Here is a 24,533-nt window from a genome sequence, read left to right as displayed (position 1 = left end):
GGGACACCGGCCTTCGTGGCTCGCAGCGTTCGCTCCTCGCGCCTCAGGCGGCGCAGGGGACTACTTGATCTCCAGCAGCACGGTGCCCTGGGTGACCGCGGCGCCGGCCTCGACGGACAGGCCGGTGACCACGCCGTCCTTGTGGGCGGTGACCGGGTTCTCCATCTTCATGGCCTCGAGCACGACCACCAGATCGCCCGCGGAGACCTCCTGGCCCTCCTCCACGGCGACCTTCACGACGGTGCCCTGCATCGGAGCGGCCACGGCGTCACCGGAGACGGCTGCGCCGCCACCCTTCTTGCGTGAGCGGGCCTTCGGCTTCTTGCGGACGACGCCGTTGGCCGACGCGCCGCCGCCGCCGAGGGCGAGATCGCCCGGCAGCGACACCTCGACGCGGCGTCCGCCGACCTCGACGACGACCTTCTGGCGCGGAGCGGAGTCGTCCTCCTCGATGGCCTCGCCACCGGTGTACGGCTCGATCGGGTTCTCCCAATCGGTCTCGATCCACTTGGTGTAGACGTCGAACTTCTCACCGTCGCCGACGAAGGCGGGGTTCTCCACGATGTGGCGGTGGAACGGGATGACCGTGGCCAGGCCCTCGACCTGGAACTCGGCCAGGGCGCGACGGGCACGCTCGAGGGCCTGCCGGCGGGTCTCGCCGGTCACGATCAGCTTGGCGAGCATCGAGTCGAACTGGCCGCCGATGACATCGCCCTCGACGACACCGGAGTCGACGCGCACACCGGGGCCCGACGGCTCGCGGTAGACGGTGATGGGCCCGGGGGCCGGCAGGAAGTTGCGGCCGGCGTCCTCGCCGTTGATGCGGAACTCGAAGGCGTGACCGCGCGGGGTCGGGTCCTCGGTGATCTCCAGCTTCTCGCCGTTGGCGATGCGGAACTGCTGGCGGACGAGATCGATGCCTGCGGTCTCCTCGGTGACCGGGTGCTCCACCTGCAGGCGGGTGTTGACCTCGAGGAAGGAGACCAGGCCGTCGTTGCCGACCAGGAACTCGACGGTGCCCGCGCCGTAGTAGCCGGCCTCGCGGCAGATGGCCTTGGCGGACTCGTGGATCCGGGTGCGCTGCTCGTCGGTCAGGAACGGCGCGGGGGCCTCCTCGACGAGCTTCTGGAAGCGACGCTGCAGCGAGCAGTCGCGGGTACCGGCGACGATGACGTTGCCGTGCTGGTCGGCGAGGACCTGGGCCTCGACGTGGCGGGCCTTGTCGAGGTAGCGCTCGACGAAGCACTCGCCGCGGCCGAAGGCGGCGACGGCCTCTCGGGTGGCCGACTCGAACAGCTCCGGGATCTCCTCGATGGTGTAGGCGACCTTCATGCCGCGGCCACCGCCACCGAAGGCGGCCTTGATGGCCACGGGCACGCCGTGCTCCTTGGCGAACGCGACGACCTCGTCGGCGTCCTTGACCGGATCCTTGGTGCCCGGGGCCATCGGGGCGTTGGCCTTGAGCGCGATGTGGCGCGCGGTGACCTTGTCACCGAGGTCGCGGATGGACTGCGGCGACGGGCCGATCCAGATCAGCCCGGCGTCGATGACGGCCTGGGCGAAGTCGGCATTCTCCGACAGGAAACCGTAGCCGGGGTGGATGGCGTCGGCGCCGGACTTCTTCGCGGCGTCGAGGATCTTGTCGAACACCAGGTACGACTCGGCCGAGGTCTGACCGCCCAGCGCGAATGCCTCGTCGGCGAGCTTCACGAACAGCGCGTTCGCGTCCGGCTCGGCGTACACGGCGACACTCGCGATGCCCGCATCCCGGGCTGCGCGGATGACGCGAACAGCGATCTCGCCGCGATTGGCGATGAGGACCTTGCTGATTGAGGTACTGGGCACTTGTTCTCCTGGGCCTTACTCGTACTCAGGTGCTCGCGACGCGCGGTGGCGCGTGCGACACGATTGTCGGACAACGATCAAGTCGGGGGTACACCCTCCTCGACCGGGATGCGGACGGCTCGGGCGATGGACGACGCCGGGAGTCCAGCATCGCGACCTTCCGGCCAATACCCTAGCCCACCGAGCAATCGTTCGGTGGAGCCGTGGGTCACATCGCTTTCGAGAACGCGCTCGCATCACCTAACTGACGCACCAGTAAGGAGAAAGCGCGCAGGTAGGCGTGCACGGGGCCGATGTCCGGGTTCAGATCGGCGGCGTCGGCGTCGGGGAGAGGTCGCGACGGATCGGCCTCGGGGACCGTCGACCAGGGGAACTCCGTCGACGACTCGGCGACGCCATAGGCCCGCAGCGGCGACTCCCGCGGGAAGCGGGCCGAATACCGCAGGCCCGACGGGGTGCGGTTGATCCAGATGTAGACCTCGTGCGGCGAGTAGCTGTGGCTGCGGATCACCTTCGCGCGGCCGGCGTCGGCCGCCCCCGCGCCCGGCGCGTAACGGGTGTCGATGAACGAGATCACGAACCGCGGGGCGCCCTGGTAACCGATCAGCTGCGCGACCCGCTCGAATGGCAGGGAGGCGCCCTGACGGCCCCGTTTGAGCACCTCGGTGGACCGCGCGACGGCCTGGTCGAAGGTGGGGGAGTCGGACATGTCGATCCAGAACGGCGCCAGGCCCACGAACCAGCCCAACGCGGCCAGCCACTGGGTGTCGTTGCGGGTGTGCCTGGGCAGCACGCAACGGAATTCGGGGTCGCCGGTCATCGCATGGTGGACCACCGCGAACGCGGCCAGGATGCCGGCGGTGAGGGTGCCACCGGCCTCCGAGCACACCGCGGTGAACCGGTTGGCGGTGTCGTCGTCGGCGACGACGCCCCACAGCGACTCCTGCGGGATGGTCGTCTCGTCGGCGTAGTCCTGGTCCTCGCGGCTGCGGGCGGTACGCGAATGTGACGAACGCAACAATGTCGGCATGTCGCCGCCACCCGCGCTCAAGAACTCCTTCCACATCGCGATCGCCGGATGATCGGCGCCGGTCTGGTCGGCCAGGCGGCGTTCCTCCGCGCTGAAGTCGACGTAGCTGCCGACCTCGGGCAGAGCCGGATTCCGGTGCTCACGCGCGGCGCGGTAGAGCGTGACGAGCTCCTGCTGCGCCATGATCAGCGAATAGCCGTCCACGAGCGAGTGGTCGGCGGCGAACAGCAGCGTGAACGAGTCCTCGCGGCCGACGGTCGCGAACAGGTAGGCGGGCCAGTGCAGCGGCGCCGTCGCACGGTCGAAGGCGCCGCCGAGTTGTTCGACGAGCGGGCCGGACTCCGGGTACCAGCCGATGCGACCCATCTTGAGCCTGACCGTGCCCGGCGGCGTCGTCAGTCGTTGCAGGCCGGATCCCTTGATGACGACGTGGCTGCGCAGCACCTCGTGGCGGTCGATCCACTGCGTCAGCACCTTGCGGATGGCCGGGATCGACAACGGCCCGTCGAACTCGATGGACAGCCCCAGCCAGGCCTCCCGGCCGCCCTCGCGCTGTGTCCGCGCGCGGTACTCGAATGCCGAGCGCAGATGCTCCTCGTGGTTGTGAGACGTCAGGCGGGAGTCGAGTTCCCACGCGCCGAGGCCGCCGGGCACGTACGGCGTCCACTCGACCAGACCGCCCGGCGCGATCGGTTCGTCGCGGATCTGGATGAACTTCATGTGCCGGGTCGGCCTGACCCGGTGTCGGCGATCTGGTTGCGCACCTGCCCCTTGATCCGGGCGAGCATGCCCGCCATCCCGCGCAACCGCAGCGGGCTCACCGCGGCGCCCAGTCCGAGTTCGTAGTAGAAGTCGGACGGGACGCCGAGGATCTCCTGTGCCGAGGCGGTGTCGAGACCCTGGTGCAGGATCGCCGCGAACCCGCGCGTGGTGGGTGCCTCGCGCGGGGCGGAGAAGTACAGGCGTACCGATTGCGGATCGGCGGCGTCGACGGACAGGAACACCGGGGATTGGCACTCCGGTACCGGTTCCATCGCCTCGGTCTGCAGGTGCTCGGGCAGGTCGGGGAGTTCGGCGGCGAATTCCAAGAGCAAGGTGACCTTGTCGGAATCACCAAGTGCTGCAAAGTCTTCGACGATCTCTGCCAGGGCTGGGGGCAAGCTCATCGTCGATCCGGGATCACTCGCCGCCGGGTGCCGCACCCGGCTCTTCGCCGACCGCGATGGGAACGCGCACGGCGTTGCCCCACTCGGTCCACGAACCGTCGTAGTTGCGGACCTTCGTGAAGCCCAGCAGGTGGGTCAGCACGAACCAGGTGTGCGACGAGCGCTCGCCGATGCGGCAGTAGGCGATCGTCGGGGTGTCCTTGTCGAGTCCGCCGTAGATCTCCTCGAGCTCGGCGCGCGGACGGAACCGGCCGTCCGGAGCGGCGGCCTTGGCCCACGGGATCGAGATCGCGGTGGGGATGTGACCGCCGCGCAGGGCGCCCTCCTCCGGGTAGTCCGGCATGTGGGTCCGCTCGCCGGTGTACTCCTGCGGCGACCGGACGTCGATCAACGGCTCGGAGCCGAGCGCCTCGAGGACCTGCGGCTTGAAGGCGCGGATCAGCGAGTCGTCACGCTCGACGACGGGGTAGTCCGACCGCGGGTACTCCGGCACGTCGAACGAGGTCTCGCGGTCCTCGGCCATCCAGGCGTCGCGTCCGCCGTCGAGCAGGCGCACGTCCTCGTGACCGAACAGGGTGAACACCCAGAGTGCGTACGCGGCCCACCAATTCGACTTGTCGCCGTAGATGACGATGGTGTCGTCGCGTTCGATCCCCTTGCTGCGCATGAGCTCTGCGAACTGCTCGCCGTTGATGTAGTCGCGGGTGACCGGATCGTTGAGGTGCAGGTGCCAGTCGATCTTCTGCGCGGTCGGGATGTGGCCGATGTCGTAGAGCAGCACGTCCTCGTCGGACTCGATGATCTTGAGTCCCTTCGCACCGAGATGAGCCGACAGCCACTGCGTTGACACCAACCGCTCGGGATGGGCGTAGTCGGCGAAGGCCGGGTTCGGGTCGGTTTCAACACTCACGGTCTGATTCTCCAGCTTGCTGTACGGACGTCTCGGCGCTGACGCGCGGACCGGGTCCCGGTCCCGGATACAAAGGGTAGGGCATCGCCCGCCCGACCCGCCGGGTGCTGATCGGCTCCGCGTTTCCGGCCGCTGCTCGCCTGTGCTTCGGATGGATGACAAACCGCAGGTCACAGGGGTGTTCGCCTGTTAGATTCGCCGGGTGATCCCAGGACGTGGACGGCGCGCGCGGCGCCGGGGTGTCATCTCGTCGCACCGTTCACCGCGCACTTGCGGCAGTGTTCGGTGGACGCGCGGGGCGGTGATCCTGTCGGCTGTGGCCGTGCTGGGGGCGACCGGCGCGTGCTCGTTCATCCCCTCCGACGCGCCGCCCCCCGCGTCCGCGCCGAGCCCGTCGCACTCGCCCGGGGCGACGTCGAGTGCGACACCGGGTTCCGCGAGGCGCTCAGGCATCCCGACGTCGCCCCCGTCCGACGCGGACCCGACGCGATGTCGGCCCGACGACTGCCCGAAACTCGCGACGCCCGCGTCGGGCCTGATGACCAGCGGGGTGGACGACTCCAACGTCGACAAGGCGGTGCCCCGCTACCTGACGACGCTGCTCGACGACCTCGATGACACGTGGGGTGGGTGGTTCGGCGAACTCGGGTGGGGCGACCCGGCGCCCGGTCGTGTTCTCATCGCCTCGGGCACCACGTTCGCCACCGACTGCCTCGACGAGGACGGGGCGTCGGACCGGATCCCGTCCGACGAGGCGAACGCCTTCTTCTGCGGCGTGGACCGCGCGCCGAACGGTGACGGCCGGCCGACCGAGGGCAGCATCGTGCTCCCGGTCGACGCCTTCGCGGCCATCTGGGACGGCAACGTGTTCGGGGTGCCGTCGCCGATTGTGGGCGACTTCACCGCGGCGATCGTCGTCGCGCACGAGTACGGGCACAATGTGGTCTACCGGATGGCCGAGCTCTTCGACGTCCCGGCCACCGGGCTGCCGAAGGGCAAGAACGGCGAACTCGTCGCCGACTGTCTCGCGGCGAACTGGGCGACCACCGCGTACCAGCGGGATGCCCTGGGCGCCAAGGAGATCCTGCAGGTGGCGACGCTGTTGCCGATCATCGGCGACACCGGCGGGGCGATGGGTCACGGTTCGGCGGCCGAGCGTGCGAGGGCGTTGACGATCGGGTTGACCGGTCCGCAGTTCAACCGCCGGGGGCAGCCGACGGACTGCTTCACGCGGTACTGGCCGGAGTTCTACGACGTGGGCTAGTGGCGCCAGAAGTCGCCGATCGAGAGGCCGACCTCGTTCAGCAGCCGGCGCACCAGCGGCAGGCCGATCCCGATCACCGAGGACGGGTCGCCCTCGATGCCCTCGACGAGCCAGCCGCCGAGTCCGTCGAGGGTGAACGCGCCGGCGACCAGGAGCGGTTCGCCGCTGTCGACGTAGCGCGAGATGACGTCGTCGTCGGCGCCGGCAAAGTGGATTCGGGTGGAGCTGGTGCCGGCGGCGGTGACGGGTTCGTCGCCGCCGAGGCGGATGAGGTGGTGGCCGGTCAGCAGGTCGGCATGGGAACCGCGCATCTCGGCCCACTGCTCGAGCGCGCGCTCGGGGGTGTGCGGCTTGCCCAGCAGCCGATCGCCGAGCAACAGCATCGAGTCACAGCCGATCACCACGACGGTCCGGCCCGCCGTGGCCTCCGTGGCGATCTCTTCGAGCGCGGCAACGGATTCCGCCTTGGCGCGCGCGAGCTCGGCGACGACCCGGTCCGCCGGCGTGCCCGCAGGCAGGGCGGCGAGCACCGCATCCTCGTCGACCTCCGAGACCCGTACGACCGGTTCGACTCCCGCCGCGCGCAGCACGCGCAGCCGGGCCGGGGAGGCCGATCCGAGAACGAAGATCGGGCCGGACTCATCCGGCCCGATCTTCGATGTCGTGTCGCTCACCGTCACCAGCGCAGGTTGGTGAAGCTCGTGGGCTGGCCCCACAATGCGGGACGCAGCTTGTCGATCGGCCGACCCCAGTCGTCACGCGGTCCGGCCTCCTGGTGGCCGCCACCGGCGGCCGCGCCGGCGAGGACGGTCACCAGCACGGCGATGTCCTCGTCGGTCGGATTGCCCTTGACGATCTCCAGGAACGGCTTGGCGTCGTTCTCGCTCTTCTCGCTCACAGAACCCTCGTTCGATGCCTCGTTCGGCGCCACGGTCACAGCGGGATGTTCCCGTGCTTCTTCGGCGGCACGTTGACCACCTTGCGGTCGAGCAGCTTGAGCGCGGTCGCGATCTGTCCGCGGGTGTGGCTCGGCGGGATGACCGCGTCGACGTACCCGCGGGCGGCGGCGATGTACGGGTTGACGAGGGTGTCCTCGTACTCCTGCTGGAGCTCGAGGCGCAGCGCGTCGACGTCCTCGCCCTTCTCCGCGGCCTCCTTCAGGCGGCTGCGGTAGACGAAGCCGACCGCGCCGGAGGCGCCCATGACCGCGATCTGAGCGGTCGGCCAGGCCAGGTTGACGTCGGCGCCCATGTGCTTGGAGCCCATGACGTCATAGGCGCCGCCGTAGGCCTTGCGGGTGATGACGGTGATCTTGCCGACGGTCGCCTCGCCGTAGGCGTAGAGCAGCTTGGCGCCGCGGCGGATGATGCCGTTGTACTCCTGGTCGGTGCCGGGCAGGAAGCCGGGCACGTCCACGAGGGTGATGATCGGGATGTTGAACGCGTCGCAGGTGCGGACGAAGCGCGCGGCCTTCTCCGAGGCGTTGATGTCGAGGCAGCCGGCGAACTGGGTCGGCTGGTTGGCGACGATGCCCACGCTTCGGCCGTCGACGCGACCGAAGCCGACGATGATGTTTGTCGCGTACTCGGCCTGGATCTCGAGGAACTCGTCGTCGTCGAGGATGCGACGGATGACCTCGTGCATGTCGTACGGCTGGTTCGGCGAGTCCGGGATCAGCGTGTCCAGCTCGAGGTCCTCCTCGGTGAGGGTGTCCTCGATGGAACCGGCGGCCGGCTGCGCGACCGGCAGTCGCGGCGGCTCGGCGCGGTTGTTGCTCGGCAGGTAGCTGAGCAGCTCCTTGACGTATTCGAGCGCGTCCTCCTCGTCGGAGGCGACGTAGCTCGCGGTGCCCGACTTCGCCATGTGCGTGTTCGCGCCGCCGAGCTCCTCCATGGTCACCTCTTCGCCGGTGACGGTCTTGATGACGTCCGGGCCGGTGATGAACATCTGGCTGGTCTGGTCGACCATGACGATGAAGTCGGTGAGCGCGGGGGAGTACACGTGACCGCCGGCCGCGGCGCCCATGATCAGCGAGATCTGCGGGATGACACCCGAGGCGCGGACGTTGCGGTAGAAGATCTCGCCGTACAGGCCGAGTGAGACCACGCCCTCCTGGATGCGGGCGCCGGCGCCGTCGTTGATGCCGATCAGCGGGCGACCGGTCTTCACCGCGAGATCCATGACCTTGACGATCTTCTCGCCGTAGACCTCACCGAGGCTGCCGCCGAACACGGTGGAGTCCTGCGAGAAGATGCACACCTCGCGGCCGTCGATGGTGCCGTAGCCGGTGACCACACCGTCTCCGACGGGACGACGCTCGGCGAGACCGAAGTTGGTGCTGCGGTGCCGCGCGAGGGCGTCGAGCTCGACGAACGAACCCTCGTCGAGCAGATGGGTGATCCGCTCGCGGGCCGTCAGCTTGCCCTTCGCGTGCACCTTCTCGACGGCGGCCTCGCCCACGGGGTGCTTCGTCTCCTCGAGACGATTGCGCAGATCTGCGAGCTTCCCCGCAGTCGTGTGGATGTCAGGAGCGGCGGCGTCGTCGCGTGAAGCTGTGGTCATGACCAACGATGCTAACGACCCGGGTGTGAGCCACGTCAACCGGATCAACGTGAGATATCCCTCAGGTTCCCGAGCGATCGGTCGGTGCGCTGGTCAGAGGCGCTTTCGCAGGTGGCGGCGGGTGCGGCGATCCGCTCCGGTAGTAGGTTCTCCCTCATGACCCTTGACGCCGAGGAGCTGTCCAGCCGACTCGCCGGAACCCGGTGGCGCCGGATCGAGGTGGTCGACGCGACGGGGTCGACCAACGCGGATCTCGTCGCCCGCGCGGCCGTCGAGCCGGTCGACGGGACGGTCCGGGTGACCACCGACCAGACCGCGGGACGGGGACGGCACGCACGGACGTGGACCGCGCCGCGCGGCACCCAGCTGGCGATGTCGGCGGCCGTCGAAGTGGGCGACCACACCGAGTACCTCGGCTGGCTGTCACTGCTCGCCGGACTCGCCGCGGTGCAGGGCATCGACGAGGCCCTCGCCGTGCGTCCGGCCCTCAAGTGGCCCAACGACGTCCTGGTGGACGGCAAGAAGGTCGCGGGCATCCTGTCGGAATACACCCGCTCTCCGCACACCTCCCGGGGCGAGGGTGGGATCGCGATCATCGGAACCGGCCTGAACACCACGATGACGGTCGATCAGCTCCCGGTGCCGACCGCGACGTCGCTGCAGCTGGCCACCGGCCGGGACATCCCGCTGACCGAGCTCGCCGCGTCGTACCTGCGGGCGTTGTCGGATCTGCTCGACCTCTGGCCACACGACGTCAGGGGACTCGCGGCGCGCTACCGGGAGGACAGCGACACCATCGGGCGTCGGGTGCGGCTGGTGCTGCCCGGTGACGACGAGGTCGTCGGCACCGCGACCGGCGTCGACGCGTCGGGGCGGATCGTCGTCGACGTCGACGGGCGTCAGGTGATCGCCGCGGCCGGCGACGTCACCCACCTGCGGCCGGTCTGACCCCGACGGGCGCGGTCGCGCGCTCAGCGCTGCAGGCTCTTGGTGCCCATGGCGGGGATGATCGTCAACGGGGGCAGCCCGATCACGAGGTGCACGATCGCGGTTTCGATGCCCACCGACACCTGCCGGTAGGTGAGGATCGGGATCAGCACCGCCGCGATCAGCAGCAACGCCACGATCCACCGATAGAACTGGTTGGGCGCCGGCGTGATGAGCTGCAGCACGTACCAGAGCGCGCCCGCGGCCAGCGCACAGAGGAATCCGACGACGCCGAACCAGATCTCGCTGTTGGCGACGGGATTCCACACGCCGAGCTTGCCGGACTCGTTCACCTTCTCGACGAATGCCGAGATGATCCACGCGACCAGCCATGCGGCCAGGCCGGTGACGACACCGGTCATCACCACGCCGCCGGCGAAGGTCACCGGGTTGACGTCCGGTGCGGTGCGCTTCCGCGCCCTGGCGCCGGCGCCGTCCGCCGCGCGGTACGGTGCCGCGCCGTAGGTGTCGGCCGGGTACGGGTCCTGGTACGACCCGCCGTGCGGGTCGCCCTGCCGGCTGTATGCACGTGAATCCGGGTTGTAACCGGACTCGTAACGGGCGGTCCGGGGATCGGGATCCCGATGCGGGCCGCGCGGGTCCTGGTAGGTCATTCCACTCTCCTCGCCGACCGCCCCACGTGCTCGGCGGTCGATCGGTGCCGGGTTGTCTCGCAGTCTACTCAGCGTCGCCCGGTGCGGGCCGCCGCCGATTAAGCTGAGCCGCATGGCATACCCGCGGGAGAACCTGGCGCCAGGCGAACGGGTCGTCCTCCACCGGCACCCCCACTGGAAGTGCCTGCTGGGCCCTTTCCTGCTGTTCGCGGTCATCACCGCCGCCGCGGGTGTGCTCGCCGGCGTCATCGTCGGCTCGTCGCTCGGTGACACGCCCAAGACCGTGCTCGGCATCGTCGTCGGGTTGCTGTGGGCGATCGGCTTCATCTGGTACTTCGTCCGGCCGCTCCTGTCGTGGAAGACCACGCACTTCGTGCTCACGGACCGGCGGGTGATGTTCCGCAACGGCATCCTCACCAGATCCGGCATCGACATCCCGATCCGCCGGATCAACACCGTCGAGTTCCGTCACGGCCTGATCGACCGGATGCTGCGGACCGGCACCCTCGTCATCGAGTCCGCCTCCGACGAACCGCTGTCCTTCGACGACATACCGCAGGTGGAGAAGGTGCATGCGCTGCTCTACCACGAGGTGCTCGACATGTACGCCGAGGACGACGACCGGTTCGGGGACGACCGGTTCGGGGACGCCGGTGACGTCCCCGCCGACCGGCCCGACACCCGCGGGGCGCGCGACCGGTGACGAACGTACTGCTCGCCGAGGACGACGCCGCCATCGCCGAACCGCTCGCGCGGGCACTCTCCCGTGAGGGCTACGGCTGTGACGTGGTCGCGACGGGCTCCGACGCCCTGGAGAGGGCGCTCGATCCGCGGTACGAGTTGCTCATCCTCGACCTCGGGCTGCCGAACCTCGACGGCCTCGAGGTCTGCCGCCGCGTCCGTGCCCAGCGGCCGTCGCTGGCCGTGCTGATGCTGACCGCACGCACCGACGAGGTCGACTTCGTCGTGGGACTCGACGCCGGCGCCGACGACTACGTGGGCAAACCGTTCCGGCTCGCGGAACTCCTCGCCCGGGTGCGCGCGCTGCTGCGCCGCCGGCAGCCGGTCGACGGCGAGGTGGTGCTCGAGGGCGGGTCGATCCGGCTCGACGCCCGCGCCCGGCGGGTGCTGGTCGACGGGGAGGACCTCACCCTCGCCAACCGCGAGTTCGACCTGCTGCGCTTCCTCATGGAACGCGCGGGGGAGGTCGTCACCCGCGAGGAGATCCTCACCGAGGTCTGGGGCTCCGCCGACCTCCGGTCGTCGAAGACCCTCGACATGCACATCTCCTGGTTGCGCCGCAAGATCGGCGACGACCGCCACCACCGGCCCCGCCACATCGTCACCGTGCGCGGAGTCGGATTCCGGTTCGATCCCTAGGCGGTCCGATGCGAACGGGTTCGATGCGCAGCCGGCTCCTCACGACCATGATCACCGTCCTGATCGCGGTCGGGTGCCTGCTGGGCATCCCGCTGAGCGTCGTCGCCTGGTGGTGGGTGTCGGACAACGCGCACGAGGAACTCGACAACCGGCTCAAGGTCATCGCCGACCAGCTCATCCGCCAGGAGGGCGCCGACGGCACCCTCACCCCGGACGCGGTGGACCGCGAGTCCTTCGAGCTGCTCCTGCCGCCGAACGGCCGCCTCGTCGTCACCTATCCCGACGGGCAGGGCGTCGTCCATCGCACCATCGTGGGGAAGCCGATCGACGGGCCCGCGGTCACCGAGTCGATCGGGCTCGGCGGCGCGGGCGCCATCTCGCTGTCCATCCCGCGCAGCGAGGTGCGCGACGACCAGGTGACCGCTGCCGGAACCGTGGTGCTCGTCGTCGTCGCGTCGATCCTCGGCGGGTCCCTGGTGGCCGCGGTGAGCGCCGGCCGCATCGTCGACCCGCTGACCGATCTCGCCGACCGCGCCGCGACGCTGGCCCGTGCCGACTTCCGCACCAAATGGAAGATGTACGGGATCGCCGAACTCGACCGCGTGTCACGCGCACTGGCCGACGCCAACACCGCGCAAGCGCTCCGGCTGGAGCGGGAGCGCGAGATCGCCGGGGACGCCTCCCATCAGCTGCGCAGCCGCCTGACCGCCATCCAGTTGCGACTCGAGGAACTGACGCTGCACGACGATCCGGCCGTCGTGGCCGAGGCGGAGGCCGCCCTCGACCAGGTGGACCGTCTCGCCACGGAACTCGACGAACTCGTCGAGGCATCGCGCGCCGACGAGTCCGAACCGCACATCGTCGACGTCGGCGAGATGATGACGACCCTCGTCGAGGACTTCCGGCAGGCATACGAGGCGCAGGGCCGCGAACTGACCGTTTCCTTCGACGGGTCGCCGCAGGCGCTCACCACACAGCCGGGGCGACTGCGGGAGGCGGTCAGCGTCCTCGTCGACAACGCGCTGCAGCACGGCCGGGGGACGTGCCGGATCAACGTGTCCACGCTGCAGTCCGGCGATCTGGTGCGCATCACCGTCTCCGACGAGGGGGAGGGCGTGCCCGACGAGATCTCGGCGCACATCTTCCGGCGCGGATTCTCGGCCGGCCGCGGCGGTGCGGGACGCAGCGGCGTCGGGCTGTCGTTGGCGCGGGCGCTCATCGAGGCCGACGGCGGGCGACTCGAACTCACCGTGAGGCGTCCGCCGGTGTTCGCCATCGTCGTGCCGTCGCGGTACGTCCGCGGGTACGACGACGCGGCCGAGGGCGCGGAGGAGAACTCAGGCCTGCCGGTCCCCGGCGCGGACACCGGAACGCTCGACGCCGACAGCGGAGCGGCCGACACGGGATCTGCCGGCGGCTCGACCACCCCGGGACCGGACACCCCCGGGCCGGACGGTCTCAGGCGTGACCGAGTTCCTCATCGTTGAGTTCGGCCATGCTCGGGTGCAGGTCGGTCGAGCCGGCCTCGGCGCCGTGCAGCAACTCCTCGGGGAACGCGAACTTGCGCAGCGCCCAGAACCGGAACGCCATCTGCAACAGGTTGCCGATGATGTAGCCCAGGATGAAGTCGACGACCACGACCTCGGAGACGCTCAGGTTGGAGCGCATGTCGAACACGTTGTTGCCGATGTACAGCGGCGCCGCCTGGAGCACGACGCCGATGCCGCTGATGAGGAAGAACAGCAGGGCCTCGTGATGACGCTCGCGGCCGCCGCGGTTCTTGAACGCCCACTCGCGGTTGAGGATGTAGCTCAGGATCGTCGCCAGCACACCTGCGATGACCTTCGCGATCACCGGCTTGGGCTCGAGAACGGTGAGGCTCAACGTGTAGAAGATGGCGAGGTCGAAGACGAACGTCGTGCCGCCGACCATCGCGAACTTGATGAGCTCGTGGTGCCGAAGGACGAGACGTCGGACCGGCGCTGGGAGGCGAGCGATCAACTCGTCGATCAATGGCACAAGATCCGAGTGTACGAAACAAAATCCGGCACCTCGTTCCCCGGGCGGTTGTGCGGATGACACGGCGGGCATGCCACGATGGTTCGCGTGAATTCACCCGAGCCGGATGCAGCACCCGTGACCTCGAATTCTGTACCCCCGGCACCCGAGGCGGCGCGGGCGGCGACCGCGGCGTCGGGTATGCCGACGGTCACCATGATCGGCGGCGGTCAGCTGGCGCGGATGACGCATCAGGCGGCGATCGCGCTCGGGCAGTGTCTGCGCGTGCTCGCCGCGTCGGAAACCGACCCGGCCGCCCAGGTGAGCGCCGACATCGTGCTGGGCTCACACGGCGAACTCGACGACCTGCGCCGTGCCGCCGCCGGTTCGGCCGCGCTGACCTTCGACCACGAGGGCGTGCCGCTGCAGCACCTGCAGGCGCTCGAGGCGGAGGGTGTCGCCGTGCTGCCGCCGTCGAAGGCACTGCACTATGCGCAGGACAAGCTCGCGATGCGTACCCGGTTGGCCGAACTCGGCCTCCCGGTGCCCGAGTTCGCCGACCTCTCCGGTGACCGCGACGCCGCGCGTGCCCGTCTCGTCGAGTTCGGCGAGGCACACGACTGGGCGATCGTGATCAAGGCCGTCCGCGGCGGATACGACGGCCGCGGTGTCTGGCTCGTGGACGGGCGGGAGCAGGCGCTGGCCGTCTTCGACGACTATCCGGCCGACGCCCCCGCGCTGCTCGCCGAACAGAAGGTGCCGATGCGGCGGGAGCTGTCGGCGATGATCGCTCGCTCGCCGTTCGGGCAGGGCGCCGCGTGGCCGGTGGTCGAGACCATCCAGCGTCACGGGCAGTGCGCCGTCGTGCTCGCCCCGGCGCCCGATCTCGACGACGAGGTCGCCGCACGTGCCCAGCAGATGGCGATGGGGCTGGCGAACGACCTCGGCGTCGTCGGGGTGATGGCGATGGAGCTCTTCGAGACCGTCGACGGCGAGCTCGTCGTCAACGAACTCGCGATGCGGCCGCACAACAGCGGCCACTGGACCATGGACGGCGCGGTGACCTCCCAGTTCGAGCAGCACCTGCGGGCCGTCCTCGATTACCCGCTGGGCAGTCCCGCGCCGAGCGCCCCGCTCACCGTGATGGCCAACATCCTGGGAGCTCCGGAGGCGCCGGCGATGTCGATGGACGAACGCCTGCACCACCTCATGGCGCGGATGCCCGAGGCGAAGGTCCACCTCTACGGCAAGGGCGAGCGCAAGGACCGCAAGATCGGGCACGTGAACATCGTCGGCCGTGAGGGTGAGACGGTGGAGCAGGTGCGCGAACGTGCCGAGCGCGCGGCGACGTGGATGTCGCACGCGACGTGGACCGACGGATGGGATGTGCATTCATGAGTGAGGCAGCAGAGGTCAAGGCCGGTCCGCGGGTCGGACTGATCATGGGCAGCGACTCGGACTGGCCGACGATGCAGGCGGCCGCCGAGGCGCTCGCCGAGTTCGACGTGCCGTTCGAGGTCGGCGTCATCTCGGCGCACCGCACGCCGCAGCGGATGCTCGACTACGCGGCCGGTGCGGCCGACAACGGCATCGAGGTCATCATCGCGGGAGCCGGTGGCGCAGCGCATCTTCCCGGTATGGTCGCCTCCGCGACGCCGCTGCCGGTGATCGGTGTGCCGGTGCCGCTGCGTCACCTCGACGGACTCGATTCGCTGCTGTCGATCGTGCAGATGCCGGCCGGCGTGCCCGTCGCGACCGTGTCGGTCGGCGGCGCCCGCAACGCCGGTCTGCTCGCCGTGCGCATCCTCGCCTCGTCGGATACCGCACTCCGCGAACGCATGGTGGCGTTTCAGAAGGGCCTCGAGCAGATGGTGCTCGAGAAGGACGCTGCGCTGCAGAAGCAGTTACTGGGCGAGTAGGACTGTCCGGGGGGGAGACCCCTCTCGATACGACCCCCGCAGGCCGCGGCCTGTTCAGGGAGCGGGCGGGGCCTGCAGCTCGAGCTTTTCCGCGAAGAAGTCGAGCACCCGGTCGAACGCCTCGCGCGTGGGTTGCCCCGGCTCGTCGATGAGATCCTCTGTCAACACCGAATGCGGTTGCGGCAGGAAGGAATCCGGATTTGCCGCGTCGTCGGGCAGCTCGATGGCGAGGAAGGCGTCGCCGAGTAGTTCGCGCAGACGCGCGAAACGCGATCTCGGGGACAGGCGGTCGCCGGCGAAGCGCAGTCCCATCACCTGCAGACCGCGGGCGCACCGCGCCTGTACGACGGCGAGATCCGCGTCGGAGACGTCGATGCTACGGCCGCGTCCGGGCAGGAGCGCGAACGGCAACGACGGCTGCGACAGCACCGGCGCGATCATACGATCGTCGGTCGCCATGGCCAGCGCGAAGCCGCCGGTGAAGCACATGCCCACCGCGCCCACACCCGGCCCGCCGCAGCGCTCGTGCTCGCGTGCCGCGAGGTCACGCAGCCAGTCGGCCACCGGCGAGGTCTTTCCCGTGGCCAGGATGGTGAACTCACGTGAGATGCAGGCCTTGGCCATGGTGCCGAACATGTTTGCGCCGGCGCCCGGGTACCCGAGGTTCTCCGGACGCGGGTCGCGGCCGTCGACCCCGAACAGCGAGGGCATGACCGCGGTCGCCCCGCGATCGGCGATGCGCCGGGCCACGTTCGCGACCTTGGGGCTGATGCCGGGCATCTCGGCGATCACGATCACGGCCGGTCCGGCGCCCTTGCGGTACACGCGGCGGGTCCTGCCGCGCAGGGTCACGTCATCGGCGGTGAAGTCGTCGAGCGGGTCGTCGGCCATCGCGCTCAGGCCTTGTGCAGGTCGCCGAGGAGAGCCGACTCGAACAGCAACGCCGGGATCTTCGCCGCGCGGGCGATGTCGGGGGAGTCCGACGGCACCACGCGCGGGCCGGTCACACGGTAGTGCTGGTCCTTGCGGATGAGGCCGAAGGAACCCGCGGCCCGGACGTTGCGCACCCAATCGGTGTCGCGGCCGTAGGTGAGGATGATCGTCACCTTGTCGCGTTCGACGAATGCCAGCACCGGGATCGAGTACTTCTTCCCCGACTTGCGGCCGACGTGCTCGACCATCGCGAACGGTGGAAGGTGCGGGGCCCATCGACTCTGGATCGGGTTGGTGACGACCTTGTTGAAACGGGCCAGTGCTCTCGGCAGTCTCATGTCCCCACTGTGCCCGAAGAGTCGGCTGCCCGTGGGCCGAACGGCTGTCCGGGTCAGGCGCACGGCGCCCGCGGCGGAATCAGAGGACGAGGGTGGCCTTCTCGACCGCGGCGACCGCGGCCAGTCGTTCCGGTGTCCCGTTCGACACGTGGACGAGGCTGCCGCCGGCGACGAGCGGGGCGAGCAGATGATCGCGGACACCGTCTGCGGTGTGCCAGGGGCGGGCCGAGGCCACCCGGGTGCCCGCGCCGATCCCGTCCGCCTCGGCGGACGCACGAGCCGCGGCGAGGACGTCGGCCGTCGCCACACCGTCGAGAGCGGCTGCGGCGGGGGAGCGCGAGACGAACTGGTCTCCGTGCACGCGTACCGCCGACCCGTAGTCGCCGACTCCCGGCGGGAGGTCGCGCAGCGGGAGAGCGAACGGATCGAGCGAGGCGACGACGATCTCGTCGGCGTCGGGATGATCGTGGAGGCGGTCGAGCGAGGTGAACACCACCGTCGCGTCGGCGTCGGAATCGGTTCGGCCGCAGTGCACGTCGGCGCCGGCCCACAGTGCGCCCAGCAGGATGCACGCGGTCTGCCAGTGCTCCGGTAGGTCGACCACGACGACATCGCCGGTGGCCAGGCCGATCTCGTCGAGCAGGTGGTTCCCGGTCTTGGCGGCCCAGTTGCCGAGCGTCGCCGCCGACAGCTCGGTACGCTCACCGGTCGCGTCGTCGTAATAGGTCAGCATCGGACGCGAATGGTCGGCGACCACGCCGAAGATCGCGTCGGTGACGGTCAGTTCACGCACATCGGCCCCTTGTTGCCCGCGGTGATCGGAGGTCGCTTGTTGCCCACGCGCTCGCTGGCCGGGACATTGTCGGCCTGGTCACCGACGTCGCTGATCGAACCCGGCCCGTCGTAGGTGTTGGTGAGCACCACCTTGAGCTGGTCGTCCGCGAGCGAGGGGTCGGCGACGATCCTTACGCCGCCGAGGTCCTTGGCGAGCAGCCGCGCCGCGTCGTTGTTCTCCTTGGCGTAGACGATCGAGTCCTTGGTGTCGGCCTTGCCGCTCGAGGTCTGGCCGGGCTGGAAACCCTTGGTGGTCAAGATGTTCGACACGTTGGCGCCCAGGCCGTCGATGGTGCCGGCGTTGACCACGTCGACCTTGTAGTCGCCGCGCGCGACGTCGTCGGTCTTCTTCGGGGTGAGCAGTTCGTCGGTGAACACCTTCACCGCCTGCGGGTCGACCTCGACGACGCTCTGCTGGCCGTCCTCGCTCCAGCCCTGCTCGGTGACGATCGGGATGGTCGCGAACTTCACCTTGCCGCCGCTCAGATCCTTCAGCTGTTCGGCGAAATCGATGATGTTCCAGCCGTCGTCGATGACGATCGACCGCGCCACCGCGTCCTGCATCTCGGAGAGCTTGCCGGGATCGGTGAGGGTGCCCGCGGACAGCACCTTCTGGGTCAGCGACGCCATGAACGCCTGTTGGCGGGTGATGCGGTCGAGGTCGCCGCGGGGTAGACCGTGACGCTGGCGGACGAAGCTGAGCGCCTTCGGGCCGTCGAGCGTCTGGATGCCGGCGCGGAAGCGGGCGCCGCTGTAGGGGTCGCGGACGGGTGCCTTGAGGCAGACGTCGACGCCGCCGACCGCGTTGGTCAACAGGACGAAGCCGAGGAGGCCGACCTCGGCGTAGTGGTCGACCTGCACGCCGGTCAGGTTGGCGACGGTGTCCACCAAGGCCTTTCGGCCGGCGAGCGTACCCTGCTTCTCCGCCTCCTCCGGCGAGGCGCCGGACTCGACCGCGCGGGCGCGAACCCCTTCGCGGGTGGTGCCGTAGGCCGCATTGATCTTGCTCTTCCCGATGCCGGGCACGTCGACGTACGAGTCACGTGGGATCGATATGGCGGTGGCCGACGACCCGTCCTCGGGGATGCGGACCAGCAGGATGGTGTCGGTGTTAGTGGCCACCTCGTCACCCGACCGCAGCAGCTTCATCTCCTCCGGGGAGAGCGGGTTGCCCTGCGCGTCGGTGCGCGAGTCGGTGCCCACCAGCAGGATGTCGACGGCCCCGTCCGCGGCCCCACCGAGCCCGAGCCCGCCGAGCTGGGTGATGCGGGAGTCCAGGCCCGTCATGGTGTTCCACGCGTAGCCCGTGCACAGCAACACGGCGACCGACGCGAGCGCGATCAGCGCCCGGCCCCAACTCGCGCCGGACGCCCAGTCACGGCCGGTGCGTAACCCGGTGCCGGTGTCGGTCGGCGGGGTGGTCGACTCCGTCGTCGAGTCCGTGGACGGGACGTCGGCGAGGTCGGCGGCCGCTGCCGCACGTGTCGCGCCCGCGGTGGGCCGGCGCTTCTCGGCGGTGGGGTCACCCGGCCGGGCCGCCGCGCGCTGCGACTTCCGGGACGTGTTCTTGCCCGGCGGGGACGTGTCGACGGTGGCCTCGGCGGTCGGTGCCTGCGCGCCTGATGTCCTGGCGCCCGATGCGTTCGAACCCGGTGCCTTTACTCCCGGTGCCTTCGCTCCCGGTGCCTTCGCTCCAGGTGCCTTTGCTCCCGGTGCCTTTGCTCCCGGTGCCTTCGCTCCCGGTGCCTTTACTCCCGGTGCCTTCGCTCCCGGTGCCTTTGCTCCCGGTGCCTTCGAACCCGGGGTCTTCTTCGCCGCGGTCTTCCGCGGCGGGCGCCGGGCGGCGTGGTCGTCGTCGCCGCCGGCCGACCCGGCGATCTCCGCGGCGGCGCTCGACGCGGAGTTCGGCGGCGTCCTGCGCGTCGACTTCTTCGTGGTGTTCTTCGCGCCCGGGGTGCGTCGGGGCGCGTCCGCGGCGGGTGCGACCTTCTTCACCTTCGTGACGTCGTCGCCGTGCGGCCTGTCCGCCCGGTCGGCGGCCACCCGACGTCCTTCGGCGTCGGGTCGCGGACGTCGGCCGCGGGTGGGGTCCACCGATGCCGAACGCGTGTGGATCTCGCCGGACGAACGCCGGCCCATCGGAGCGTCGCCACGACGCGGGCGCGCCGGGTCGACGGCCTCGGGCGTCGCACGACGCCGCGCACCGGGTTCCTGCGGCGGCGGGACACGACGACGCGGGTCACGCGCGCTCGGGTCCACATCGCGGCGCCGGTGCTCGGGGGGCGGTTGCCGGCGGACCCGCGCCCGGTCCCGCGGCTCGGCGTCCGGGGCGGTGCGCAGGATGCGGCGGCGGGGACCGGGAGCCTCCGGGTGCACGCCGCGGGGACGGGCACCCGGTGCGGGACGCGCGGGTTCACCAGTGCGTTCGCCATGTTCGCCGCGGTCACCTCGGCGCACGCCGTCGGCGTCGGGATGACGCCGGGTGCCGGGCTCCGGCGGTACCGCACGACGGGGGCGCGGCCGCCCACGTGCGCCGTCGGATGGTGAATCCACTGGTAAGCGGTCCCTTTCGCAGTCGTTGCCCTGCTCGACGCCGGCCCACGGAGTGGATCCACCCGTGTGGTTGCCGATACAGAAGTGAAAGCAGAGTCAGTTGGTGTGTTCCCCGCCAGGCTACTGAAGTGATTCCCGAATTCGAGAACGCAACGCCGAGAAGTCGAGTAGTGGTCATCACGTACATCGGGTGGACGACACCCGAACCACCGGGCGGTGGCCGAGACGTCGGCGCCACCCGCCTACGGCACGATGGTCGGCATGCGTGTCACGCCCAGTACCCCCACCGTGTACATCGTCGGCGCCGGCGGACAGCTCGGTACCGCCCTGCAGGAGCGGTCGGCGACGGCGCCCGAGCACATCGTGTGGCGACCGCTGACCTCCGCCGACATCGACATCGCCGACGAGACCTCGGTCGCCGCGGCACTCGGTGACCTCGGCCCCGAGGACGTGGTGATCAACTGCGCGGCCTACACCGACGTCGACGGCGCCGAGACCGACCGCGACGGGGCGCATCGCGTGAACGTGACCGGCCCGGCCGTCCTGGCCGAGCGCACCGCGGCGGCCGGGGCGTGGCTGATCCACATCTCCACCGACTACGTGTTCCCCGGGACCCCGCTGGAGGAGCGGGGCGACGGTGCCGTCGAGCGCCCCGACGGCTATGAGCCCGACGACGTGAGTGGCGTACCCGCGACCGTCTACGGCGCCACCAAGCTCGCCGGCGAGCATGCCGCGCTCGAGGCCGATCCGCGCACCACCGTGGTGCGCACGGCGTGGGTGTACACCGGGGGCCCGGAGAGCCGGGACTTCGTCGGCACCATGCGCCGGCTCGAGGCGAGCCGCGACACCGTCTCGGTCGTCGACGACCAGCTCGGTTCGCCGACCTATTGCATCGATCTCGCCGACGGACTGTGGGAGCTGGTCGCCAAGGGCCCGCGCCCGGAGGTGACCGGTGCGGTGCTGCACGCGACCAACGCCGGCCGGGCGACCTGGTTCGAGGTCGCCGCGGCGGTCTTCGCCGAGGTCGGCGCCGATCCTGCGCGCGTGCTGCCGACGACCACGGCGGAGTTCCCCCGTCCCGCCCCGCGCCCCGCCTACTCGGTGCTGTCCGGACGGTCCTGGGTCGCCGCGGGGCTCACTCCGCTGCGGGAGTGGCGTGCCGCACTCCACGCAGCCATCGCCGCGTCGAGCCGAGCCGGTGGTTCGTTACCCTGAGCCGGTGTCCGCTCAGCTAGCCGTCGTGACGGTGACCTATTTCTCCGGTGAACACCTCGCGACGTTTCTCCGCAGCCTCGACGCCGTCACCGACGAGATGCCGCAGGTCATCATCGCCGACAACGGTTCGACCGACGGCGCGCCCGAACGTGCCGAGCAGGAGTACGAGTCGGTGACCCTCGTCCGCACCGGCGGCAACCTCGGCTACGGCCGGGCGATGAACCGCGGCGTCGCCGAGGTCGATCCCGACATCGAGTTCGTGCTCCTCGCCAATCCCGACGTCGAGTGGAAGCCGGGATCCGTCGACGAGCTCCTCGCCGCCGCGCGCCGCTGGCCGCGCGCCGGCTCGCTCGGCCCGCTGATCCGCGAGCCCGACGGCTCGATCTACCCGTCGGCGCGCCGGGTCCCCGACCTGATCTCCGGCACCGGCCACGCCATCCTCGGCACCGTCTGGAAGTCCAATCCGTGGACCGCGGCGTACCGCGCCGATGACGTCGAGCCGTCCGAACGTGCGGTGGGTTGGTTGTCGGGTTCGTGTCTGCTGGTGCGGCGCAAGGCATTCGACGAGGTCGGTGGATTCGACCCGCGCTACTTCATGTACATGGAGGACGTCGATCTCGGTGATCGCCTCGGCAAGGCCGGCTGGCAGAACGTCTACGTCCCGAGTGCCGAGATCGTGCACACCAAGGGCCACAGTGCCGGAAAGCACCCCGAGAAGATGCTGCCCGCACACCACGAGAGCGCCTATCGGTTCCAGGCGGACCGCAACCCCGGCGTATGGCGCGCGCCACTTCGCTTGGCTCTCCGCGTCGGTCTCGCCGTGCGTTCGCGTCTGGCGGTGCGAGCCGCCCGACGGGCGTCGGCGAGCGAAGACCGCCGATGAGTGCTGAAGTGAGTACCAATCACCACCAGAAAGGGACCGATCAAGTGGATCACTACACCGTTCGCGAGGCGGCGGGGAGCGAGTCCGTTAGGGGATCGGAACATGTCGTCGAGGACGTGCAGGCCGTCGTCCTCGTCGGGGGCAAGGGCACCCGGCTCCGGCCGCTGACATTGTCGGCGCCCAAGCCGATGCTGCCGACCGCGGGCCTGCCCTTCCTCACCCATCTGCTGTCGCGGATACGGGCGGCGGGCATCCGCGACGTGGTGCTCAGCACCTCGTACAAGGCCGAGGTGTTCAGCGAGTACTACGGCGACGGCTCCAAGCTGGGCCTGAACATGCGGTACGTGACCGAGGACGAGCCGCTCGGCACGGGTGGCGGCATCCGCAACGTGCTCGACGACCTGACCGCGAGCACCATCGTGGTGTTCAACGGAGACGTGCTCGGCGGCACCGACGTCCGCGACGTCATCAAGACCCACCGCGAGGCCGACGCCGACGTCACCATCCATCTGGTCCGGGTCAGCGACCCGCGTGCGTTCGGTTGTGTGCCCACCGATCTCGACGGTCGGGTGACCGCGTTCCTGGAGAAGACGCAGGACCCGCCAACCGACCAGATCAATGCGGGTACCTATATCTTCAAGCGCGAGGTCATCGAGACCATCCCGTTCGGTGTCCCGGTGTCGGTGGAGCGCGAGGTGTTCCCGCGCCTGCTCACCGAGGGCAAGCACATCCACGCCCACGTCGACCACGCCTACTGGCGCGACATGGGGACCCCGGAGGACTTCGTCCGCGGCTCGGCCGACCTCGTGCGCGGCATCGCCCCCTCACCGGCGCTCGGCGACCGTCATGGTGAGTCGCTCGTGCACGAGGGCGCCGGTGTCGGACCGGGCGCGCTGCTCATCGGCGGCACCGTCGTCGGCCGCGGGGCCGAGGTGGGTCCGCGGGCCCGTCTCGACGGTGCGGTGGTATTCGACGGCGCGGTGATCGAGGCCGGCGCCGTGGTGGAACGCTCGATCATCGGTTTCGGCGCGCGCATCGGTCCGCGCGCACTCGTCCGCGACACCGTGGTCGGCGACGGCGCGGACATCGGCGCCCGCTGCGAGCTTCTCCGCGGCGCACGCGTCTGGCCGGGAATCCAGATCCCCGACAACGGAATCCGGTTCTCGACCGACGTCTGACCGCTCAGTCGTAGACGACAAACCCACCACTTCTGGACAAATCCACCACCCGCCGGGGTGGGAATTGCGTCCGAAAGTGGTGGGTTCGGCGTCTCGGGTGCGTCAGCGCGTCTTGACCGCGGCCAGCACGCCCGGGCCGAGCGGGATGACGACCGGCAGCAGCGACTCGTCGTCGGCGATGAGCAGGGCGGCCTCGCGGGCCGCGGCGGTGGTCGGCTCGGTCCGCGACGGGTCGCCGACCGTGCCGTCGGCGGTCGCGTTGTGCACGACGACGACACCGCCGACGCGCAGCATGCGGACGGCCTCGGACACGAACCGCGGCAGGTCGATCAGCGGGCCGTCGATGAACACCAGGTCGTAAGACGCGTCGGAGAGTCGGGGCAGCACGTCGGTCGGGGTGCCGTTGATCAGGCGCGTCCGGCCGGGAGAGATGTCCGCCCCGGCGAACGACTGCCGGGCCGCCCGGTGATGCTCGGGTTCGGGATCGATGGTGGTCAGCACACCGTCCTCGGCCATGCCATTCAGCAGCCACAGGCCGCTCACCCCGGTTCCCGTCCCGATCTCCGCAACCGCCTTGGCATTGGCGGTGCGGGCGAGAAGCGCGAGCAGTGCGCCGACGGCAGGGCTGACGGGCCTGGCGCCGAGCTCCTCGGCGCGGGCACGAGCGGCGAGAACGGCGTCGTCCTCGACGATGGCCGACTCGGCGTAGGCGATCAGGTCGGGGCCGGCGGACGGGGTTGACTCGGTCACGCGTCGAGGTTAGACCGCTCGCGTCGCAGACACGGACGCGGCACGCCGACCTGCGCCGATCCCCGGGCGGTGTCCGGCTATGTCGGTCGGTCGCCCAACATCCTCAGGGAACACTCAGGCGACTCATACGGCGACCACACCCCGATGGGAGAGGGTGAGAGCGATGACGGTTTG

Annotated in this window: 24 protein-coding genes; 10 read left to right on the top strand and 14 right to left on the bottom strand. The window is 70.0% G+C overall.

Going from position 1 to position 24,533, the window contains the following annotated elements; all coding sequences use genetic code 11:
• Positions 1-60 precede the first annotated feature (60 nt).
• From ABFT43_RS09980 to ABFT43_RS09965, 4 genes are all read right to left on the bottom strand, one after another.
• A complete protein-coding gene (locus ABFT43_RS09980) occupies positions 61-1,845 on the bottom strand; it encodes an acetyl/propionyl/methylcrotonyl-CoA carboxylase subunit alpha (RefSeq protein ID WP_347960196.1) in 1,785 nt (594 codons plus the stop codon).
• A 208-nt stretch (positions 1,846-2,053) separates the two neighbouring features.
• Entirely contained in the window at positions 2,054-3,595 is a 1,542-nt protein-coding gene (locus tag ABFT43_RS09975; protein WP_347960195.1) for a condensation domain-containing protein, read from the bottom strand.
• Positions 3,592-4,041: a SufE family protein gene (locus ABFT43_RS09970; protein ID WP_347960194.1), complete on the bottom strand. Its 450-nt coding sequence runs from the start codon at positions 4,039-4,041 to the stop codon at positions 3,592-3,594. Before ABFT43_RS09970 ends, ABFT43_RS09975 begins: the two co-directional genes overlap by 4 nt.
• A gap of 13 nt (positions 4,042-4,054) precedes the next feature.
• The gene (locus ABFT43_RS09965; RefSeq protein ID WP_347960193.1) at positions 4,055-4,951 is read right to left on the bottom strand and encodes a sulfurtransferase; all 897 of its coding nucleotides are present in this window, start codon (positions 4,949-4,951) and stop codon (positions 4,055-4,057) included.
• Positions 4,952-5,489: 538 nt separating this feature from the next.
• Between ABFT43_RS09965 and ABFT43_RS09960 the strand changes: the two genes are divergently transcribed.
• Positions 5,490-6,215: a neutral zinc metallopeptidase gene (locus ABFT43_RS09960; RefSeq protein ID WP_347960192.1), complete on the top strand. Its 726-nt coding sequence runs from the start codon at positions 5,490-5,492 to the stop codon at positions 6,213-6,215.
• Here ABFT43_RS09960 and ABFT43_RS09955 read toward each other — a convergent pair.
• The 3 genes from ABFT43_RS09955 to ABFT43_RS09945 are packed head-to-tail and all read right to left on the bottom strand — an operon-like array spanning position 6,212 to position 8,777.
• Entirely contained in the window at positions 6,212-6,889 is a 678-nt protein-coding gene (locus tag ABFT43_RS09955) for a Maf family protein (RefSeq protein ID WP_347960191.1), read from the bottom strand. The two genes, ABFT43_RS09960 and ABFT43_RS09955, sit on opposite strands and share 4 nt — an antisense overlap.
• Positions 6,890-6,891: 2 nt before the next feature.
• Positions 6,892-7,113, bottom strand: coding sequence for an acyl-CoA carboxylase subunit epsilon (locus tag ABFT43_RS09950; protein WP_347960190.1), 222 nt, complete (start codon positions 7,111-7,113; stop codon positions 6,892-6,894).
• Between the two features lie 35 nt (positions 7,114-7,148).
• A complete protein-coding gene (locus ABFT43_RS09945; RefSeq protein WP_347960189.1) occupies positions 7,149-8,777 on the bottom strand; it encodes an acyl-CoA carboxylase subunit beta in 1,629 nt (542 codons plus the stop codon).
• A 156-nt stretch (positions 8,778-8,933) separates the two neighbouring features.
• Between ABFT43_RS09945 and ABFT43_RS09940 the strand changes: the two genes are divergently transcribed.
• The gene (locus ABFT43_RS09940; protein ID WP_347960188.1) at positions 8,934-9,725 is read left to right on the top strand and encodes a biotin--[acetyl-CoA-carboxylase] ligase; all 792 of its coding nucleotides are present in this window, start codon (positions 8,934-8,936) and stop codon (positions 9,723-9,725) included.
• Between the two features lie 23 nt (positions 9,726-9,748).
• On the opposite strand, the gene ABFT43_RS09935 is transcribed toward ABFT43_RS09940, so the two are convergent.
• Complete coding sequence (locus ABFT43_RS09935; RefSeq protein ID WP_347960187.1) at positions 9,749-10,378, bottom strand: hypothetical protein; 630 nt, start codon at positions 10,376-10,378, stop codon at positions 9,749-9,751.
• Positions 10,379-10,490: 112 nt separating this feature from the next.
• Between ABFT43_RS09935 and ABFT43_RS09930 the strand changes: the two genes are divergently transcribed.
• Genes ABFT43_RS09930 through ABFT43_RS09920 form a run of 3 tightly spaced genes read left to right on the top strand, consistent with a single transcriptional unit; the run spans position 10,491 to position 13,245 of the window.
• A complete protein-coding gene (locus ABFT43_RS09930) occupies positions 10,491-11,081 on the top strand; it encodes a PH domain-containing protein (protein WP_347960186.1) in 591 nt (196 codons plus the stop codon).
• On the top strand, positions 11,078-11,758 hold the full coding sequence (locus ABFT43_RS09925; RefSeq protein ID WP_347960185.1) for a response regulator transcription factor: 681 nt from the start codon (positions 11,078-11,080) through the stop codon (positions 11,756-11,758). The genes ABFT43_RS09930 and ABFT43_RS09925 overlap by 4 nt, the downstream gene beginning before the upstream one ends.
• Positions 11,759-11,781: 23 nt before the next feature.
• Positions 11,782-13,245: a sensor histidine kinase gene (locus tag ABFT43_RS09920; protein WP_347960444.1), complete on the top strand. Its 1,464-nt coding sequence runs from the start codon at positions 11,782-11,784 to the stop codon at positions 13,243-13,245.
• Here the strand turns inward: ABFT43_RS09920 and ABFT43_RS09915 are convergent.
• A complete protein-coding gene (locus ABFT43_RS09915) occupies positions 13,217-13,777 on the bottom strand; it encodes a GtrA family protein (protein ID WP_347960184.1) in 561 nt (186 codons plus the stop codon). The genes ABFT43_RS09920 and ABFT43_RS09915 overlap by 29 nt on opposite strands.
• Before the next feature lie 78 nt (positions 13,778-13,855).
• Here ABFT43_RS09915 and ABFT43_RS09910 point away from each other — a divergent pair, with 78 nt between their 5' ends.
• Entirely contained in the window at positions 13,856-15,154 is a 1,299-nt protein-coding gene (locus ABFT43_RS09910; RefSeq protein ID WP_457590132.1) for a 5-(carboxyamino)imidazole ribonucleotide synthase, read from the top strand.
• A complete protein-coding gene (purE, locus tag ABFT43_RS09905) occupies positions 15,151-15,675 on the top strand; it encodes a 5-(carboxyamino)imidazole ribonucleotide mutase (RefSeq protein ID WP_347960183.1) in 525 nt (174 codons plus the stop codon). The genes ABFT43_RS09910 and purE overlap by 4 nt, the downstream gene beginning before the upstream one ends.
• A gap of 54 nt (positions 15,676-15,729) precedes the next feature.
• Here purE and ABFT43_RS09900 read toward each other — a convergent pair whose 3' ends face one another.
• The 4 genes from ABFT43_RS09900 to ABFT43_RS09885 all read right to left on the bottom strand — a co-directional run bounded on the left by ABFT43_RS09900 (position 15,730) and on the right by ABFT43_RS09885 (position 20,333).
• Positions 15,730-16,566 (bottom strand): dienelactone hydrolase family protein, encoded by an 837-nt coding sequence (locus ABFT43_RS09900; RefSeq protein ID WP_347960182.1) that lies wholly within the window; start codon positions 16,564-16,566, stop codon positions 15,730-15,732.
• Between the two features lie 5 nt (positions 16,567-16,571).
• Positions 16,572-16,946 carry a nitroreductase family deazaflavin-dependent oxidoreductase gene (locus ABFT43_RS09895; protein WP_347960181.1) on the bottom strand — a complete coding sequence of 125 codons (375 nt, stop codon included), beginning with the start codon at positions 16,944-16,946 and terminating at the stop codon, positions 16,572-16,574.
• A gap of 79 nt (positions 16,947-17,025) precedes the next feature.
• Positions 17,026-17,739, bottom strand: a complete 714-nt coding sequence (locus ABFT43_RS09890) for a TIGR03089 family protein (RefSeq protein ID WP_347960180.1) — start codon at positions 17,737-17,739, stop codon at positions 17,026-17,028.
• Complete coding sequence (locus ABFT43_RS09885; RefSeq protein WP_347960179.1) at positions 17,727-20,333, bottom strand: LCP family glycopolymer transferase; 2,607 nt, start codon at positions 20,331-20,333, stop codon at positions 17,727-17,729. Before ABFT43_RS09885 ends, ABFT43_RS09890 begins: the two co-directional genes overlap by 13 nt.
• Positions 20,334-20,585: 252 nt before the next feature.
• On the opposite strand from ABFT43_RS09885, the gene rfbD reads away from it, so the two are divergent.
• From rfbD to manB, 3 genes are read left to right on the top strand one after another with little or no spacing between them, the layout of a single operon-like run.
• Positions 20,586-21,548 (top strand): dTDP-4-dehydrorhamnose reductase, encoded by a 963-nt coding sequence (gene rfbD / locus ABFT43_RS09880; protein ID WP_347960442.1) that lies wholly within the window; start codon positions 20,586-20,588, stop codon positions 21,546-21,548.
• Between the two features lie 4 nt (positions 21,549-21,552).
• A complete protein-coding gene (locus ABFT43_RS09875) occupies positions 21,553-22,431 on the top strand; it encodes a glycosyltransferase family 2 protein (RefSeq protein ID WP_347960178.1) in 879 nt (292 codons plus the stop codon).
• Between the two features lie 44 nt (positions 22,432-22,475).
• Positions 22,476-23,609, top strand: a complete 1,134-nt coding sequence (gene manB / locus ABFT43_RS09870) for a mannose-1-phosphate guanylyltransferase (protein ID WP_347960177.1) — start codon at positions 22,476-22,478, stop codon at positions 23,607-23,609.
• Positions 23,610-23,711: 102 nt separating this feature from the next.
• Here manB and ABFT43_RS09865 read toward each other — a convergent pair whose 3' ends face one another.
• Entirely contained in the window at positions 23,712-24,359 is a 648-nt protein-coding gene (locus ABFT43_RS09865; protein WP_347960176.1) for an O-methyltransferase, read from the bottom strand.
• Positions 24,360-24,533: the final 174 nt, after the last annotated feature.

The sequence above is a fragment of the Gordonia aurantiaca genome, from assembly GCF_039939235.1.
Lineage (GTDB): Bacteria > Actinomycetota > Actinomycetes > Mycobacteriales > Mycobacteriaceae > Gordonia.
This window is presented reverse-complemented; position numbering and strand designations above follow the sequence as displayed.

What these genes read in the sequence shown, in the direction of transcription:
- ABFT43_RS09975 (WP_347960195.1), bottom strand. Translation starts at nt 3,595, where the DNA reads ATGAAGTTCATCCAGATCCGCGACGAACCGATCGCGCCGGGCGGTCTG.
- ABFT43_RS09970 (WP_347960194.1), bottom strand. Translation starts at nt 4,041, where the DNA reads ATGAGCTTGCCCCCAGCCCTGGCAGAGATCGTCGAAGACTTTGCAGCA.
- ABFT43_RS09960 (WP_347960192.1), top strand. Translation starts at nt 5,490, where the DNA reads ATGACCAGCGGGGTGGACGACTCCAACGTCGACAAGGCGGTGCCCCGC.
- ABFT43_RS09945 (WP_347960189.1), bottom strand. Translation starts at nt 8,777, where the DNA reads ATGACCACAGCTTCACGCGACGACGCCGCCGCTCCTGACATCCACACG.
- ABFT43_RS09940 (WP_347960188.1), top strand. Translation starts at nt 8,934, where the DNA reads ATGACCCTTGACGCCGAGGAGCTGTCCAGCCGACTCGCCGGAACCCGG.
- ABFT43_RS09935 (WP_347960187.1), bottom strand. Translation starts at nt 10,378, where the DNA reads ATGACCTACCAGGACCCGCGCGGCCCGCATCGGGATCCCGATCCCCGG.
- ABFT43_RS09930 (WP_347960186.1), top strand. Translation starts at nt 10,491, where the DNA reads ATGGCATACCCGCGGGAGAACCTGGCGCCAGGCGAACGGGTCGTCCTC.
- ABFT43_RS09920 (WP_347960444.1), top strand. Translation starts at nt 11,782, where the DNA reads ATGCGCAGCCGGCTCCTCACGACCATGATCACCGTCCTGATCGCGGTC.
- ABFT43_RS09910 (WP_457590132.1), top strand. Translation starts at nt 13,856, where the DNA reads ATGGTTCGCGTGAATTCACCCGAGCCGGATGCAGCACCCGTGACCTCG.
- purE (WP_347960183.1), top strand. Translation starts at nt 15,151, where the DNA reads ATGAGTGAGGCAGCAGAGGTCAAGGCCGGTCCGCGGGTCGGACTGATC.
- ABFT43_RS09900 (WP_347960182.1), bottom strand. Translation starts at nt 16,566, where the DNA reads ATGGCCGACGACCCGCTCGACGACTTCACCGCCGATGACGTGACCCTG.
- ABFT43_RS09895 (WP_347960181.1), bottom strand. Translation starts at nt 16,946, where the DNA reads ATGAGACTGCCGAGAGCACTGGCCCGTTTCAACAAGGTCGTCACCAAC.
- rfbD (WP_347960442.1), top strand. Translation starts at nt 20,586, where the DNA reads ATGGTCGGCATGCGTGTCACGCCCAGTACCCCCACCGTGTACATCGTC.